Raw genomic sequence first — 16,878 nt, 5'->3', positions numbered from 1 at the left:
ATGACAGCTACATCGTTTAATCCGATACAAACACAACCAACTGCTCTAATGCAAGCCAATCAACCGCTTGCATTAAAGCAAGGACAAGTATTTCATGGCACGATTAAACAACTATATCCAGATCAAACGGCAGAAATTCAGGTTGGTAATCAAAAACTCATTGCTAAACTTGAAGTACCGCTTAAAGCAGGGGATGCACATTTCTTTCAAGTAACAGGTACAAGTCCGCAAACAGAGTTAAAGGTTGTTACAGGGCCAATGGGACAAGGGGTTTCCTCGAGCCAGCAAATAAATCAGCTACTAGATTCGATGAACTTGCCAAAATCGACGGAAATGCAGCAGGTGTTAGCGCATTTTATAAAGGCACAAATACCGATTTCTAAGGAGCAGCTTCTTCAGGCGGAGATGTGGATGAAGGCATTACCCGAAGGTGTGACAAAGATGGATGCCTTGCAAGCCCTACAAAAAATGGTCGAACTGAAAATGCCGATGCTTCAAGATGTATTCCAAGCGCTTGTTAGTGGGCAGAAAACATCAGGTATGACGGCTATTATGGATACCTTTACACAGCTATTAGCAAAGGATACCGTACTGCAAGAAAATATGAAGCAAAATTTAATGCAACAAGTGACAGCGATAGCAAAGCCATTCGAAGCAGAAACGGGGGCATTAGTGCTCGCAAAATCTATTCAACTTTTAACGAATAATGCTGCTTCTGTGAGTGAACGTTTACAAGCTTTAAATTTATTAAAGGAAGCAGGCATTTTGCCGCAACAGGCAACTTTACAAAATTGGACGTCTTTAAATGATGCAAAGTCTGTGCAACAAGGTCAACTGCAGCAGGCTGGCCAAGTAATCCAAACTATTTTAGCAACAAAACCAGAAAATAAAGCTCAGCTTATTGACCAGCTAAAGTCTTGGACAGCAAGTCAAAGTTTATTGACGAATGAGCAAAAACTACAACTGAACCAAATGATTGATAGATTTAATCAATTACCAACTAATAAACAAACATTAGAGATTTTTGCAAAGCAAATGCAGGAGCAACTAATCAAAGCTTTTGCTCAAAATACACCTGAGCGATTATTTACGCAAGATGCTAATGGGCTTTCTGTAAAAGAACATTTATTATCGTTGTTTAAGCAACAACCAACTTTGCCTGCACAAAATGAAGCGCTAATGCGTAATCTTGTGAAGACTAGTATTGAAGCACCACATCCAGGGATTCAGCGAATGCTGACAGAAGCTGATGCACATGTAAGAAATTCAATGGATAGTAAGGCAATGGAACATGCGCTTAAAACAGTATTAAAAAGTCTAGGTATTAGCTATGAGGCAGCCCTTAGTAGTAAATCAGCTGATTTACAAACGATTGCCCATCAACTAAAGCCTCAGCTCCATACGTTGCTTCAAGAAGCGCAGGTTACACCGCAGTTAAAGGAAGCGGCAGAAATGTTAATGACACGTATGAATGGTATGCAACTCGTGTCAGGAGAAAATGGTCATCAACACCAGCTTGTAATGCAAGTACCACTCGAATTTTTCGGTAAGAAAATGGACGCGACACTACAGTGGAACGGGCGTATGAAGGATGATGGAAAAATTGATGCTAACTATGCGCGAATATTATTTTATTTACAGATGGAATCAATGAAGGAAACCGTTATTGATATGCAAGTTCAAAATCGTGTCGTAACAGTTACTGTATTTAATGAGCAATCCAATATTATTCCGCCTGCAGATTCACTAAAGGAAGCATTAAAAATAGGTCTAGCAAAAAAAAATTATCAGCTTTCGGGAGTCTTTATTAAACAATTTGAAAAAGCCCAACTAGAAAAAACACCCCCTGTAGTACAACAGCAGGAGGAAAATAGTGGGGTGGATTTCCGTATATGAGTGAAGAAAAAAAGACTCGTAAAGAAGCAATTGCCCTTACTTATAAGCTAGGACAATTTGATAGCCCCTCTGTCGTCGCAAAAGGTAAAGGGAAGGTGGCAGAAAACATATTGGCACGGGCAAATGAGCATAACGTGCCTATTTATGAGGATCCGAACCTTGTCCAATTACTTGGACAATTAGATTTAAATGAGTCAATACCTGAAGAATTATATCAAGCTGTAGCAGAAGTATTTGCATTTATATATCATTTAGACCAAGAACATAGCAAAAATATAGAAAAAATAAAGTATTCTGATTTTTAGAATTCTCTGTTTTAGTACACAAAATAGAAGAAAACGACATAATTTTAGAGAATTTTTGAACGAAAGACAAAGTGTAGACTTTATCAGAATGTTTCGTTAGAATAGATTATGTTAGTAAAACAATTTTATGCAAATGTTTGATGGGAGGATGTATTATGAATATCCATGAATATCAAGGGAAAGAAATTCTGAGAAAATATGGTGTTGCAGTACCTAACGGAAAAGTTGCTTTTTCCCCTGATGAAGCAGTGAAGGTAGCGAAGGAACTTGGCTCAAATGTTACTGTAGTCAAGGCGCAAATTCATGCAGGTGGACGCGGTAAAGCTGGTGGTGTCAAAATCGCAAAAAACCTTGATGAGGTGCGTACGTACGCAAAAGAGTTATTAGGTAAAATTTTAGTAACTCATCAAACAGGTCCAGAAGGAAAAGAAGTAAAGCGCTTGTATATTGAAGAGGGCTCTGATATTCAAAAAGAATATTATTTAAGTTTAGTTTTAGACCGCGCTACATCTCGTGTAACTGTAATGGGATCAGAAGAGGGCGGCATGGATATTGAGGAAGTTGCAGAAACAAATCCTGAAAAAATCTTCAAAGAAGTTGTTGATCCAGTAATCGGACTTACAAGCTTCCAAGCACGTCGTATGGCGTTTAATATGAATATTCCAGCAAACCTAGTAGGGAAAGCTGTTAAATTAATGTTAGGTTTATATCAAGCATTTATCGACAAAGATGCTTCTATCGTAGAAATTAATCCACTTGTTGTTACTGGACAAGGGGACGTAGTAGCACTAGATGCTAAATTCAATTTTGACGCAAATGCATTGTATCGCCATAAAGATATTGTCGAATTACGCGACTTCGATGAAGAAGATCCAAAAGAAATCGAAGCGTCAAAATATGACCTTAGCTATATTTCTCTAAATGGCAACATTGGCTGTATGGTAAATGGTGCAGGTCTAGCGATGGCAACGATGGATACAATTAGTTACTACGGCGGCAGTCCCGCTAACTTCCTTGATGTTGGGGGCGGCGCAACAGCTGAAAAAGTAACAGAAGCATTCAAAATTATTCTTTCAGATCCACATGTAAAAGGTATATTCGTTAATATTTTCGGTGGAATTATGAAATGTAACATTATCGCTGATGGTGTAGTAACTGCAGCCAAAGAAATCGGTTTATCTGTACCGTTAGTAGTACGCTTAGAAGGTACGAACGTCGAGCTTGGTAAAGAAATTTTAAATGCATCTGGTTTAAACATCGTAGCAGCAGATTCAATGGCTGACGGCGCACAAAAAATTGTGGAACTAGTAGGCTAAGGAAGGCAGGGAGAACAATGGCTGTATTTATTAATAAAGATACAAAGGTAATTGTACAAGGGATTACAGGCGAAACAGCGCTATTTCATACAAAGCAAATGCTTGATTATGGTACAAAAATCGTAGCAGGCGTAACACCTGGAAAGGGAGGACTTGAAATTGAAGGCGTACCTGTATTCAATACTGTAGCTGAAGCAGTTGCAGCAACAGGTGCGACGACATCAGTTATTTATGTACCTGCACCTTTTGCAGCAGATGCAATATTAGAAGCTGTTGATGCTGAACTAGAATTAACAATTTGTATTACAGAGCATATTCCTGTCCTTGATATGGTAAAGGTTAAACGCTTTATGGAAGGCAAAAAAACACGTCTAGTTGGACCAAACTGTCCAGGTGTTATTACAGCAGATGAATGTAAGATTGGTATTATGCCTGGTTATATTCATACGAAAGGTCACGTTGGAGTTGTTTCTCGTTCTGGAACATTAACGTATGAAGCAGTTCACCAATTGACACAAGCCGGTATCGGTCAAACAACTGCTGTAGGTATCGGAGGAGACCCTGTAAATGGGACTAACTTTATCGACGCACTAGAAGCATTCAACAATGACCCTGACACATATGCAGTTGTAATGATTGGGGAAATTGGCGGTACTGCTGAAGAAGAAGCAGCAGAATGGATTAAAGCAAATATGACAAAACCAGTCGTTGGCTTTATCGGTGGACAAACTGCACCTCCAGGAAAACGTATGGGACACGCAGGTGCCATTATTTCTGGTGGTAAAGGAACAGCTGCTGAAAAAATTAAGGCTATGAACGAAGCGGGTATTGAAGTAGCTGAAACACCATCTGTTATCGGTGAAACATTAATTAAAGTAATTAAAGAAAAAGGGCTATACGAAAAATGTAAAACCCATTAAAATGGAAGATGTAGCACATTGTGGCTACATCTTTTCTCTTTTTCTCTGTTTAAATGATAGTGTTTGTCTATTCCTTCCCTTTTGGAATGTTCAACACTAGAAACTCGATAATAAAAGTCGAGTAGGTGAAGCGGCAAGACAGGACGTACTCTCTAGTGTGTATATGAGTGTATCACACATCGTTTTCTACTTTTTTTGTGATGAAATGAAAATTGCGGTCATTTAATTTCTTCTATTATAAAGGAGGTTTTTAAATGATTTTCTCAGTAGATACTCAGAGACTACTAGCTATGCATTATGTATATCCATTACCACTCCAAAAACTTCAACAGTTATTGTCCCCGGTGGATGTATTAAGTTGTTTTGAAGAAGCACACCCTAATGAGATTGCAAGCACATTGCAAATAACGAGGCAAAAAGCTATGCAAATTTCTCAAAATTTCCAGCGCGTTATGAACTTGCCAATTCAAGAGGTTTACGCACAAGCAAATATTTTCCCCATACCTTTTAATCACCCATATTTCCCGGCGCAATTATTTGAAATACCTAGCCCACCTACTGTATTGTATGTGAAAGGTCAGCGCGACCTGCTGGAAAGAGATAAACGGATAGCTATAATAGGCTCTAGAAAGGCTACAGCATATACTAGAGTTGCAATAGACTTAATCGTCCCACCGCTCATTGAACACGAATACACGGTCGTGAGTGGGCTTGCGCGAGGTGCAGATACAATGGCTCATGAGGCAACTATTAAGTTTGGGGGCCACACAATTGCAGTGCTTGGACATGGCTTTAATTTTCTATACCCAAAAGAAAACCGAGCGCTCGCTTGTAAAATGGCTGAGAACCATTTACTTATTACAGAGTACCCACCTTATATTAAACCGGCAAAATGGCAATTTCCTATGCGTAACCGATTAATAAGTGGTTTGTCTCAAGCTTTAGTTGTAACGGAAGCGGCACTAAAGAGCGGGACATTAATTACTACAGAATGTGCATTAGAGCAAGGAAAAGATGTATTTGTTGTACCTGGGCCGATTAATGTAGAGCAGTCAAAAGGGACGAATAAATTACTATTAGAAGGAGCTATTCCCGTATGCGATGGTCACCAAATCGTTGAAACACTTTCGCTCTTTTCTAGCAAAAATTGAAAAAAAGTTGCATTATCTTAAAATCTGTTATACATTTTGCAACAGGTAACTTAAAAAATTAGCAATAGACCTCGCTAAGGGGGAGACATAGATGGCGGATTATTTAGTGATTGTAGAATCACCAGCAAAAGCAAAAACAATTGAACGTTATTTAGGAAAAAAATACAAAGTAAAAGCATCGGTCGGACATGTGCGTGACTTACCACGTAGCCAGATGGGCGTTGATACTGAAAATAATTACGAACCTAAATATATTACAATTCGCGGTAAAGGACCTGTTTTACAGGAACTTAAGTCTGCGGCTAAAAAAGTGAAGAAAGTCTATCTAGCGGCCGATCCAGACCGCGAGGGAGAAGCGATTGCTTGGCACCTTGCGACTGCATTAAATATTGATATTCACTCAGACTGTCGAGTTGTTTTCAATGAAATTACAAAGGATGCAATTTTAGATTCCTTTAAAAATCCTCGTGCTATAAATATGGACTTAGTGGATGCACAGCAAACACGTCGTATGCTAGATCGACTTGTAGGCTATAATATAAGCCCAATTCTTTGGAAAAAAGTTAAAAAAGGTTTATCAGCAGGTCGTGTGCAATCTGTAGCACTACGTATGATCATTGATCGTGAAAACGAAATTAAAAACTTCCAGCCGGAAGAGTATTGGACGATTGAAGGTTCCTTTGAAAAAGGTAAAAAGACATTTGATGCACTGTACTATGGTAACGGCAAAGATAAAATAAAATTAACGAATGAAGAGCAAGTAAAGTCCATTTTAAAAAATGTAAAAGGTACTGCATTTGAAGTCGTAAATGTGACAAAAAAAGAACGTAAACGAAATGCTGCACCTGCTTTTACTACATCTTCTTTACAACAAGAAGCAGCGCGGAAGCTAAATTTCCGTGCGAAGAAAACGATGATGCTTGCACAGCAATTGTATGAAGGTATTGATATTGGTAAAAAAGAAGGTACAGTCGGTTTAATCACGTATATGCGTACAGATTCAACACGTATATCTGAAACTGCAAAGACTGAAGCGGTTTCTTATATTGAAACAAAGTACGGAAAAGAATATATCTCGACAGAAACGAAGCAGGTTAAAAAGGCGTCGAATGCACAAGATGCCCATGAAGCAATTCGTCCGACAAGTACGATGAGAACACCAGATGAGTTAAAAACAGTACTTAGTCGCGATCAACTACGCTTATACCGTTTAATTTGGGAGCGCTTTATTGCAAGCCAAATGGCGCCTGCTGTATTAGATACAGTTGCTGTAGACCTTCAACATGGTGATGTTTTATTCCGAGCAAATGGCTCACAAGTCAAATTTGCTGGATTTATGAAACTATATATAGAAGGTACGGATGATCAAACAGAAGAAACGACGAAACTTCTACCTGAAATGGAAATTGGCGATCAGGTGAAATCACTTGAAATCGAGCCGAAGCAACATTTTACACAACCACCACCACGTTACTCAGAGGCTCGTCTTGTGAAAACAATGGAAGAGCTAGGAATAGGGCGACCATCGACATATGCACCGACCCTTGATACAATTCAACGCCGTGGCTATGTTGTGCTAGATACAAAGAGATTTATGCCGACAGAGCTTGGTGAAATCGTTCACCAACAAATGCTGGAATTTTTCCCTGATATAATAAATATCGAATTTACAGCAAAAATGGAACAAGATCTCGATGAAGTTGAAGAAGGTATTCGTAAGTGGGTTGAAGTTATCGATGATTTTTATAAAGACTTCGAGGTTCATGTAAAGCATGCAGATGCTGAAATGGAGAAAGTAGTCATTAAAGATGAACCAGCTGGTGAGGATTGCGAGAAGTGTGGTTCACCAATGGTATTTAAACTTGGTCGCTATGGGAAATTTATGGCTTGCTCGAACTTCCCAGATTGCCGTAACACAAAAGCTATTATGAAGCCAATTGGGGTTAAATGTCCTTCTTGCGAAACTGGCGAAATTGTGGAACGCAAAAGTAAAACAAAGCGCTTATTTTATGGATGTAATCAATATCCAGAGTGCGAATTTGTTTCATGGGACAAACCAATTAGTAGACCATGTCCGAAATGTAGTGCATTATTAGTAGAGAAAAAATTAAAAAAAGGTGTGCAAATTCAGTGTACGAAATGTGACTATGAAGAGACACCAACTCAATGATAGGAAGATGGTAAGAAAATGACTGAACAATTTGTAAATGTAATTGGAGCAGGCCTTGCAGGTAGTGAGGCGGCTTGGCAAATTGCTAAGCGTGGTGTAAAAGTTAAACTTTATGAAATGCGTCCAGTAAAGCAAACACCTGCCCACCATACTGATAAATTTGCAGAGCTTGTTTGCTCAAACTCGCTACGTGCAAATACGCTAACAAATGCAGTTGGTGTTATTAAAGAAGAAATGCGTTTATTAGATTCTGTTATTCTAAAAGCTGCCGATGCATGCTCCGTACCAGCAGGTGGAGCACTTGCCGTAGATCGCCATGAGTTTGCAGGCTATGTAACAGAAGCGGTGAAAAATCATCCGTTAGTGGAAGTAATTCATGAAGAAGTAACTGAAATTCCAGAAGGTATTACGGTTATTGCAACTGGTCCACTAACTTCAAAAGCATTAGCTGAAAAAATTCAAGGTTTAACGGGTCTAGACTATCTGTATTTCTATGATGCAGCAGCACCAATTATTGAAAAAGATAGCATTGATATGGATAAAGTTTATTTAAAATCTCGTTATGACAAAGGTGAAGCGGCTTATCTAAACTGTCCTATGACAAAGGAAGAATTTGATCGTTTCCGCCAAGCGTTAATCGAGGCAGAAGTTGTTCCATTAAAAGAATTTGAAAAAGAAATTTATTTCGAAGGCTGTATGCCGATTGAAGTAATGGCAGCGCGCGGTGAAAAAACGATGTTGTTTGGACCGATGAAGCCAGTAGGTCTTGAAGATCCGAAAACTGGTAAACGACCTTATGCTGTTGTACAACTGCGCCAAGATGACGCTGCTGGTACACTTTATAATATTGTCGGCTTCCAAACACATTTAAAGTGGGGTCCACAAAAAGAAGTGCTGCAACTAATACCAGGCCTAGAAAATGTTGAAATCGTACGATATGGTGTAATGCATCGAAATACTTTCATTAATTCACCGAAAGTGCTAGAGAAAACATATCAGTTACGTGAACAAAAAAATGTTTTCTTTGCTGGTCAAATGACAGGTGTAGAAGGTTATGTTGAATCTGCAGGTAGTGGGTTAATTGCTGGAATTAATGCGGCACGTTTGGCATCAGGACAAGAGCCAATTATTTTCCCATTCGAAACTGCATTGGGTAGTATGGCGCGTTATATAACAGAAGCACAATCAAAAAATTTCCAACCGATGAACGTTAACTTTGGTATATTCCCTGAATTACCACCTGGACGTCGTTCAAAACCCGAGCGTGCGGAAATGCATGCGAATCGCGCAATGAGCACAATTCGAAATTTTGTGAATTCACAAACAATTTAATTGCCAAAAGCCTCTAAAAGTTGATATACTCTTAGAGGCTTTTTCTTTTGTGTAGACAAAATGCTTAATTACACGTATTTTATTATTTTGTATAATGATTTTCTCATAATATAACCATTTTCACTTGCTATATTACGAAGATAGGTATAGTGTCAATATGTATGTTTTTTAAGGATTACTTTAACGACAAATTTATTTAAATGGCAACGTTTGTTTTACCATTTGAATTTGTTGGTAATAGTAATGAGAGAAGGTTACGAATAATTCATTGGTGGTGAATCTTTCATGTTAGTTTCGTCCCAAGAAGCACTTGAACAGTTTATGCTTTACATCCAGGTAGAAAAAAACTTCTCTGTTCATACTGTGCGAGAATATGAATCAGACCTACTAGATTTTTTAGCGTTTTTACAGGCAGAAGGCGTTAATGATTTAGCCAGTGTTGAGTATATACATGCACGACTATATGTAACGAAGTTGTATGATGAAAAGAAAGCAAGAACTTCTGTATCAAGAAAAATTTCATCAATCCGCTCCTTTTTTCGCTTTCTAAATAAACAGCACGGCATGGATGATAGTGCTTTTCGATCTCTATATCATCCGAAAAAAGAATCACGTTTACCAAGTTTTTTCTATGAAGAAGAATTGATGAAGCTTTTTGATGCGAATGTAGGAGATGATTTGAAATCGTTGCGTAATATGGCTATTTTAGAGTTATTATATGCAACGGGCATTCGGGTGAGTGAGCTTACATCCATTATGGTAGCGGATATCGATTTCCGTTATTCTATTGTTCGAGTAATGGGTAAAGGAAGAAAAGAACGCATTATACCATTTGGTCAATTTGCGAGTGTGGCTATACAGCACTACATAGAGCAGGCTCGTCCACGTTTGATGAAACAAACAAATCATCAGCAACTATTTGTCAATATGCGCGGAGGGGAACTTACGCCACGTGGGGTACGTCATATTTTAAATGAAATGATTGATAAGACCTCACTCCATACGAAAATATACCCACATATGCTTCGCCATACTTTTGCTACACACTTACTGAATCATGGCGCAGATTTACGGACTGTACAGGAGTTACTGGGCCACGCGCATTTAACTTCAACACAGGTTTATACGCATGTAACAAATGAGCATCTTCGTCAAACATATATGAATGCCCATCCAAGGGCATAATAGAGGCTAAGGAGGAAGGCAAATGGGACAAATCCATGCGACTACGATATTTGCGGTACATCATAATGGCGGGTGCGCTATGGCTGGCGATGGTCAAGTGACACTTGGGAATGCGGTTGTTATGAAAGGCACTGCAAGGAAGGTCAGACGTCTGTTTAATGGGCAGGTGCTAGCTGGCTTTGCAGGCTCTGTAGCCGATGCTTTTACACTTTTTGAAATGTTCGAAGCGAAATTAAACGAATATAATGGGAATTTACAGCGAGCTGCTGTAGAAGTAGCAAAACAATGGCGTGGTGATAAAATGCTACGTCAATTAGAGGCGATGTTACTTGTGATGGATAAAAGTACACTACTCCTTGTGTCTGGTACGGGAGAAGTTATAGAACCTGATGACGGTATATTAGCGATTGGTTCTGGTGGGAATTATGCATTATCAGCAGGTCGTGCTCTAAAAAAATATGCAGGTGAGACAATGACTGCCCGTGAGATTGCTGAGGCAGCATTAGAAACTGCCGCTGAAATTTGTGTATTTACAAACCATAATATTATCGTGGAGGCACTTAACTAATGACACCACAAAACTTAACCCCAAGACAAATTACTGAGCATTTGGATCGTTATATCGTAGGGCAAAATGAGGCGAAAAGAGCGGTAGCTATTGCGCTACGAAATCGCTATCGTCGTTCTCTACTAGCGGATGATATGAAGGCTGAAGTTATTCCTAAAAATATTTTAATGATTGGACCAACGGGAGTTGGGAAAACTGAAATTGCAAGGAGAATTGCAAAACTAACGAATGCGCCGTTCGTAAAGGTTGAAGCAACGAAATTTACAGAAGTGGGCTATGTTGGACGTGATGTTGAGTCAATGGTCCGCGATGTTGTGGAGGCTTCTCATCGTCTCGTGAAGGAAGAAATGATGGAGTCTGTGAAGGAGCAAGCGGAAGAGTTAGCAAATGAAGCCATTGTAAAATTACTTGTCCCTTCTTTACGTAAAAAACAAGCTATGCAAAATCCGTTTGAAATGTTATTTGGTGGCAAAGAACAACAAACGCATGATGATACATCTTCTGATGAAACGGAAGTACGCTCAAAACGTGCGCAAATCGCTATTGATTTACGCAATGGCAAATTAGAAAATGAATGGGTTACTGTTGAAGTTACTGAACAAAATCCTTCGATTTTTGACGCATTACAAGGTACAGGGATGGATATGTCTGCCAATAGCGGTATGCAAGATATGTTATCAAGCTTAATGCCTAAAAAACAGAAAAAGCGCCGTGTGCAAGTAAAAGATGCACGTCGTATTTTAATAATTGAGGAAGCAAATAAGCTTATTGACGCAGATGAGGTGTCGCAAGAGGCTATTACTAGAGCAGAACAATCTGGGATTATTTTCATTGATGAAATTGATAAAATCGCAAGCAAAGATACGAACTCTTCTGCTAGTGTTTCACGTGAGGGTGTCCAGCGCGATATTTTACCAATTGTTGAAGGTTCAACTGTCACTACGAAATATGGTGCGGTGAAAACAGACTATATGCTTTTTGTTGCTGCCGGAGCTTTCCACATGTCTAAACCGTCAGATTTGATTCCAGAATTACAAGGACGATTCCCAATTCGTGTAGAACTTGAAAAATTAACGAAGCAAGATTTTGTTCGTATTTTAAAAGAACCAGATCAATCGCTTATTTTGCAATATAAAGCGTTATTAGAAACAGAAGGTGTAGCAATCAATTTTGCAGAAGATGCAATTGAACGAATTGCAGAAATCGCAACAGAGGTCAATCAAGAAACAGATAATATCGGGGCACGTCGATTACACACAATTTTAGAGCGTTTGCTAGAAGAATTATCGTTTGAAGCGTCTGAAATTGCTCCAGCTCAAATTGAAATTACAGCTGCTTATGTTGACCAAAAATTGGCTGGTATTGTAAAAAACAAAGATTTGTCACAGTTTATATTGTAGGCGAGGCTTGTTAGTACCATTCAATTGCAAAAAACTTTAGAATATTAACTAAATACGGTATGGATAATTTATAGGAGGAACATATAATGAATTTATTAGAAAAAACAAGAAAAATTAACTCAATGCTCCAGGCATCTGCGGGTAAACCAGTAAACTTTAAAGAGATGGCTGACACTTTAGGGGACATTATTGATAGCAACGTATATATTGTAAGCCGTAAAGGGAAGCTTTTAGGTATTTCAATTCACCAACAAATTGAAAACGAGCGTATGAAAAAAATGTTCGAAGAGCGTCAATTCCCAGAAGAATATACACATAGCTTGTTTACAATTTCCGAAACGTCTTCAAATTTAGATATTAACAATGAACATACTGCGTTCCCAGTTGAAAATAAAGATTTATTCCAAAGCGCTCTAACAACTATCGTACCAATCGTTGGTGGTGGTGAACGTTTAGGTACATTAATTTTAGCTCGTTTATCAGCTCAATTTGAAGATGATGATTTAATTTTAGCTGAATATGGTGCTACAGTAGTTGGTATGGAAATTTTACGTGAGAAATCTGAAGAAATTGAAGAAGAAGCACGTAGCAAAGCTGTTGTACAAATGGCAATTAACTCACTTTCATATAGTGAATTAGAAGCGATTGAACATATCTTTGAAGAGCTAGATGGTAACGAAGGCTTATTAGTTGCTTCGAAAATTGCAGACCGCGTAGGAATTACACGTTCAGTGATTGTAAATGCATTACGTAAACTTGAATCTGCAGGTGTAATTGAATCACGTTCACTAGGGATGAAAGGAACTTACATTAAAGTATTAAACGATAAATTCCTAAACGCACTAGCTGAAATTAAAATGAAATAATGAGCAAAAGCTCCCCAGTTGAGGGAGCTTTTTCTGTTTGCGTAAGCTATACAAATAGTTAATAAAGCAAGCCCTACCACTCTGCTTTGTGTGAGCGAGCGTCGGTTGTTCATAAATGGTACATGTGTCATTTTTGTGAATATCCGGTGTATTGTTTCTGCAAAATACTAGGTGGTAGGGCTTGCTTTGTAACAAAAATGATACATAATTAATCTTTAAAAAGTACTTCCTATTTCTTGTAGTCTTTTAACTTTAAAAAGGGTGGCTAACGATGCGAGACAAGCATTTATTAGACTCGTTTAATACGCATTACTCTAACATGATGAGCAAACGCTAACGGTAAAAGGCATTTGTTGTGAGAAGATTGAAACTAAACCTGCCTAAAAGCGTCCACTTGGAGTGAAAATCACTGCCATATATGGACATATCCTGACCTTTAGCCCTTTTTGTCGAAAAGTATAGACGTTCTCAACGGAATTAGAAGGAGTATTTTATATTGTCACGTCTAAAATAGTAAAAAGGAACTTTTTTTTACCGAAAAATCCCTTTTTGTCATTTAAATCCAACCCTCTGTAGTAATAAAAAGGGATATATTTGATACTAATACAGTAAACACTGTCGAAATAGTGTAAAATAACTAGAAAAAAGTCGACACGCTTTGAGGCCTAGTGCCAGTAGGGATGGGGCATATTTGTCCTGGTTAACAAACTTAAAAAATAGGGCGTATATACTATTAAAAAATGACAAAAGACAATAGACACTACGTATCATCTTAATTACAATTGTATTATTGGATAAATTAAGAAGTACATAGATTGAAATTAAATGAGGTGAATGGTTTTGAACTTATTTGGAGGAACTATTAGTAGCCTGGAAAACGGACTTTCCTATGCAACTTTGAATCATAAAACAATCGCAAATAATATTGCGAATGTCGATACACCAAATTATAAGGCGAAAAATGTAAGTTTTAAAGATATGTTGGAGAATGAGAAGCAAATTTCTATATCGGCATATCGAACAGATAGTAGACACTATGATTTCAAAATTAAACAATCGACACCAGGTGTCAATAATGTTACTAACTTACGATATCGAAATAACGGTAATGCTGTAGATATGGATGCGGAACAAACGAAATTAGCGGAAAATCAAATCTACTACAATGCTTTGATTGACCGTGTAAATGGAAAGTTAAATACGCTTAATACTGTTATTAAAGGAGGTAAGTAATAAATGTCTATTTTTCATGGAATGAATACTACTGCCTCTGCCTTAACGGCACAGCGTTTACGAATGGATGTTATTTCTTCGAATATGGCAAACGTAGACACTACTCGCGCTAAACAAGTAAACGGGGAGTGGGAGCCATACCGACGGAAATCTGTTACTTTTTCTGCGCAAGAAGGACGATTTTCGAATTTTTTAAATGTGGCAATTGGTAAAAATGCAAAAAGCGGTGTTGGGAATGGTGTGAAAGTTTCGCAAATTAAAGAAGATACTGAAACACCTTTCAAATTAGTGTATGATCCGACACATCCAGATGCAGATGCAGATGGCTATGTCAGCATGCCGAATGTTGACCCATTAAAAGAAATGGTAGATTTAATGTCTGCTACTCGTTCATATGAGGCGAACATAACTGTTTTAAATGCAAATAAGTCTATGCTAACAAAAGCGTTAGAAATCGGTAAATAATAAAAAAGAAAGGATGGATACATAATGGCAATTTCGTCCGTTTCACTAATGACACCTACCCAGGTTGTAAATCAAACAAACAAATTAAATACAACACCTTACGAAGCCCAGCAAAGCTTTGCGAATTCGTTAAAAGAGGCAATAGCGAAAGTGAATGATCAGCAAATTACTTCTGATAATCTTACACAAAAGCTAATTACTGGTGGAGATGTGGAGTTGCACGAAGTAATGATTGCATCTCAAAAGGCGAGCATTACATTAAACGCAACAATTGAAGTTCGCAATAAGGTGATTGAAGCTTACCAAGAAATAATGCGAATGAGTGTCTAATTAGAATGAATTGGTGAAGTAAGCCGCCAATTCATTTCGTTAGGCTTCCCGTGGAAACAAAGTTTTTAGAGTATTAGTTTTCATGGGATTCCACTATTATCGCGAATTATTGATTGCTAGGTTATTCACTATAACCGGAGGATTCATAATGAATGAACGATTGACGAAAATAAAAAACGACACCAGCCAATTTTGGACAAGTCGGAGTAAAACACAAAAAATAGTAATGATTAGTTCTTTAGTAGGTGTAATATTACTTGCAGCCATCATTACATTTTTTGCAACAAAAACTACATATGTTCCGCTTTATAAAGATTTATCGACAAGAGAAATCGGCCAAGTAAAAGAAGCTTTGGATTCTCAAGGCGTAAAATATGAGATTGCTCCAGGTGGAACGTCCATATTAGTACCCGAAGAACAAGTCGATTCATTATTGGTGCAACTAGCATCCGATGGTTATCCTCAAACTGGAACGATCGATTACTCATTTGCTAATAGCTCTGGTTTCGGTATGACAGACAACGAATTTAATTTATTGAAAAAAGCTGCGACTGAAACAGAAATTGCTAAACTAATAAAAAATCTAGAAGGCGTGAAAGATGCAAAAGTTATGATTACTCTTCCTGAAGAAGGAGTCTTCATAAAAGATGTAAAAGAAGATGCAACTGCATCCATTGTATTGAACACAGATCCTGGCTATAAATTTACAGAGCAACAAATTGCCACTATGTACAACTTAGTAGCAAAAAGTATCCCAAACTTAAATACGGATAATATTGTTATCTCTAACCAATATTCAGAGTACTTTGATTTGAATGCTACATCGACAGATGGTACTTCTACAACAACAGCTGAAGGCCAATTGCAAATGAAGAAATTGGTAGAACGTGACTTGCAACGTCAAGTGCAAAATATGCTAGGTACTTTAATGGGACAAGATAAAGTCATCGTTTCTGTTACGACAGATATTGACTTTAAAAAGGAAAATCGTGAAGAAAATTTAGTGACACCAGTTGATGAAGAGAATATGGAAGGGATTGCGATTAGCGCCCAACGTATTACAGAGCAGTATTCTGGTACTGGCAACCCAGCAACAGGTACACCTGAAGCTGAAACAACAACAGATAATTTCACTACTTACAATGAAGGTACATCGGGAGATGGAGATTACGAACGTACGGAAGAAACAATCAATAATGACGTCAACCGTATTCGTAAAGATATTCAAGAGGCACCTTATAAAATTCAAGATATCGGTATCCAAGTAATTGTTGAGCCACCAACAGCTGCTGACGCAGCATCTCTACCAGATGGTGTTCGACAAGACATTGAGAAAATTTTAAGTACTATTGTTCGTACAACAATCTCAAAAGATGTAGCTGCTGAACTTACACAAGATCAAATAGATGAAAAAGTGGCTGTTTCAGTCCAACCTTTAAATGGTAAAGTGGCAGATACTGCTCCTGAGACACCTGTTATTCCATGGTGGGTTTGGGTAGTTGGAGGCATTTTACTGGCTGTTATTCTATTACTGGCATTCTTCATCATCCGTTCACGTAAACGTGCGAAAGAAGAAGAAGAGCTTAGTATCCTAGAAGAACAAGAAGAATTGATAATTGATGATATTAATGAAGAAATTGAAACGGAAGCTACAATGCGTCGTAAGCAACTTGAAAAAATGGCGAAAGATAAGCCTGATGATTTTGCAAAGTTACTGCGTAGTTGGATTGCGGAAGACTAA

Annotated in this window: 15 protein-coding genes; all 15 read left to right on the top strand. The window is 38.0% G+C overall.

Going from position 1 to position 16,878, the window contains the following annotated elements; translation table 11 throughout:
- The 15 genes from NSQ74_RS20975 to fliF all read left to right on the top strand — a co-directional run bounded on the left by NSQ74_RS20975 (position 1) and on the right by fliF (position 16,878).
- Positions 1–1,896: a hypothetical protein gene (locus NSQ74_RS20975; RefSeq protein ID WP_340825867.1), complete on the top strand. Its 1,896-nt coding sequence runs from the start codon at positions 1–3 to the stop codon at positions 1,894–1,896.
- Entirely contained in the window at positions 1,893–2,201 is a 309-nt protein-coding gene (locus NSQ74_RS20970; protein WP_340825865.1) for an EscU/YscU/HrcU family type III secretion system export apparatus switch protein, read from the top strand. The genes NSQ74_RS20975 and NSQ74_RS20970 overlap by 4 nt, the downstream gene beginning before the upstream one ends.
- 155 nt (positions 2,202–2,356) lie before the next feature.
- Positions 2,357–3,517, top strand: a complete 1,161-nt coding sequence (gene sucC, locus NSQ74_RS20965; protein ID WP_340825864.1) for an ADP-forming succinate--CoA ligase subunit beta — start codon at positions 2,357–2,359, stop codon at positions 3,515–3,517.
- Between the two features lie 17 nt (positions 3,518–3,534).
- Entirely contained in the window at positions 3,535–4,437 is a 903-nt protein-coding gene (gene sucD / locus NSQ74_RS20960) for a succinate--CoA ligase subunit alpha (RefSeq protein ID WP_173477774.1), read from the top strand.
- A 254-nt stretch (positions 4,438–4,691) separates the two neighbouring features.
- Positions 4,692–5,588, top strand: a complete 897-nt coding sequence (dprA, locus tag NSQ74_RS20955; RefSeq protein WP_340825863.1) for a DNA-processing protein DprA — start codon at positions 4,692–4,694, stop codon at positions 5,586–5,588.
- Between the two features lie 91 nt (positions 5,589–5,679).
- Positions 5,680–7,758 carry a type I DNA topoisomerase gene (gene topA / locus NSQ74_RS20950; protein WP_340825862.1) on the top strand — a complete coding sequence of 693 codons (2,079 nt, stop codon included), beginning with the start codon at positions 5,680–5,682 and terminating at the stop codon, positions 7,756–7,758.
- 18 nt (positions 7,759–7,776) lie between these two features.
- Positions 7,777–9,090 (top strand): FADH(2)-oxidizing methylenetetrahydrofolate--tRNA-(uracil(54)-C(5))-methyltransferase TrmFO, encoded by a 1,314-nt coding sequence (gene trmFO, locus NSQ74_RS20945; RefSeq protein ID WP_340825861.1) that lies wholly within the window; start codon positions 7,777–7,779, stop codon positions 9,088–9,090.
- Positions 9,091–9,375: 285 nt separating this feature from the next.
- On the top strand, positions 9,376–10,275 hold the full coding sequence (xerC, locus tag NSQ74_RS20940) for a tyrosine recombinase XerC (RefSeq protein WP_340825860.1): 900 nt from the start codon (positions 9,376–9,378) through the stop codon (positions 10,273–10,275).
- 22 nt (positions 10,276–10,297) lie between these two features.
- A complete protein-coding gene (gene hslV / locus NSQ74_RS20935; RefSeq protein WP_024362042.1) occupies positions 10,298–10,843 on the top strand; it encodes an ATP-dependent protease subunit HslV in 546 nt (181 codons plus the stop codon).
- Positions 10,843–12,243 carry an ATP-dependent protease ATPase subunit HslU gene (hslU, locus tag NSQ74_RS20930; RefSeq protein ID WP_340825859.1) on the top strand — a complete coding sequence of 467 codons (1,401 nt, stop codon included), beginning with the start codon at positions 10,843–10,845 and terminating at the stop codon, positions 12,241–12,243. The genes hslV and hslU overlap by 1 nt, the downstream gene beginning before the upstream one ends.
- Before the next feature lie 86 nt (positions 12,244–12,329).
- Positions 12,330–13,109 (top strand): GTP-sensing pleiotropic transcriptional regulator CodY, encoded by a 780-nt coding sequence (gene codY, locus NSQ74_RS20925; RefSeq protein ID WP_024362040.1) that lies wholly within the window; start codon positions 12,330–12,332, stop codon positions 13,107–13,109.
- An 840-nt stretch (positions 13,110–13,949) separates the two neighbouring features.
- Positions 13,950–14,342, top strand: coding sequence for a flagellar basal body rod protein FlgB (flgB, locus tag NSQ74_RS20920; RefSeq protein ID WP_340825858.1), 393 nt, complete (start codon positions 13,950–13,952; stop codon positions 14,340–14,342).
- Between the two features lie 3 nt (positions 14,343–14,345).
- On the top strand, positions 14,346–14,807 hold the full coding sequence (flgC, locus tag NSQ74_RS20915; RefSeq protein ID WP_340825857.1) for a flagellar basal body rod protein FlgC: 462 nt from the start codon (positions 14,346–14,348) through the stop codon (positions 14,805–14,807).
- A 24-nt stretch (positions 14,808–14,831) separates the two neighbouring features.
- Positions 14,832–15,137, top strand: a complete 306-nt coding sequence (fliE, locus tag NSQ74_RS20910) for a flagellar hook-basal body complex protein FliE (protein WP_340825856.1) — start codon at positions 14,832–14,834, stop codon at positions 15,135–15,137.
- 148 nt (positions 15,138–15,285) lie between these two features.
- Positions 15,286–16,878 (top strand): flagellar basal-body MS-ring/collar protein FliF, encoded by a 1,593-nt coding sequence (gene fliF / locus NSQ74_RS20905; protein WP_340825855.1) that lies wholly within the window; start codon positions 15,286–15,288, stop codon positions 16,876–16,878.

Source organism: Lysinibacillus sp. FSL W8-0992 (assembly GCF_038008685.1).
In the GTDB taxonomy this organism is placed as follows: domain Bacteria; phylum Bacillota; class Bacilli; order Bacillales_A; family Planococcaceae; genus Lysinibacillus.
Note: the sequence above shows the minus strand (reverse complement) of the source record. Positions and strands in the feature narration are given on the sequence as shown.

Coding starts and splice junctions, on each gene's coding strand:
- NSQ74_RS20975 (WP_340825867.1), top strand. CDS start 1: ATGACAGCTACATCGTTTAATCCGATACAAACACAACCAACTGCTCTA.
- NSQ74_RS20970 (WP_340825865.1), top strand. CDS start 1,893: ATGAGTGAAGAAAAAAAGACTCGTAAAGAAGCAATTGCCCTTACTTAT.
- sucC (WP_340825864.1), top strand. CDS start 2,357: ATGAATATCCATGAATATCAAGGGAAAGAAATTCTGAGAAAATATGGT.
- sucD (WP_173477774.1), top strand. CDS start 3,535: ATGGCTGTATTTATTAATAAAGATACAAAGGTAATTGTACAAGGGATT.
- dprA (WP_340825863.1), top strand. CDS start 4,692: ATGATTTTCTCAGTAGATACTCAGAGACTACTAGCTATGCATTATGTA.
- topA (WP_340825862.1), top strand. CDS start 5,680: ATGGCGGATTATTTAGTGATTGTAGAATCACCAGCAAAAGCAAAAACA.
- trmFO (WP_340825861.1), top strand. CDS start 7,777: ATGACTGAACAATTTGTAAATGTAATTGGAGCAGGCCTTGCAGGTAGT.
- xerC (WP_340825860.1), top strand. CDS start 9,376: ATGTTAGTTTCGTCCCAAGAAGCACTTGAACAGTTTATGCTTTACATC.
- hslV (WP_024362042.1), top strand. CDS start 10,298: ATGGGACAAATCCATGCGACTACGATATTTGCGGTACATCATAATGGC.
- hslU (WP_340825859.1), top strand. CDS start 10,843: ATGACACCACAAAACTTAACCCCAAGACAAATTACTGAGCATTTGGAT.
- codY (WP_024362040.1), top strand. CDS start 12,330: ATGAATTTATTAGAAAAAACAAGAAAAATTAACTCAATGCTCCAGGCA.
- flgC (WP_340825857.1), top strand. CDS start 14,346: ATGTCTATTTTTCATGGAATGAATACTACTGCCTCTGCCTTAACGGCA.
- fliE (WP_340825856.1), top strand. CDS start 14,832: ATGGCAATTTCGTCCGTTTCACTAATGACACCTACCCAGGTTGTAAAT.
- fliF (WP_340825855.1), top strand. CDS start 15,286: ATGAATGAACGATTGACGAAAATAAAAAACGACACCAGCCAATTTTGG.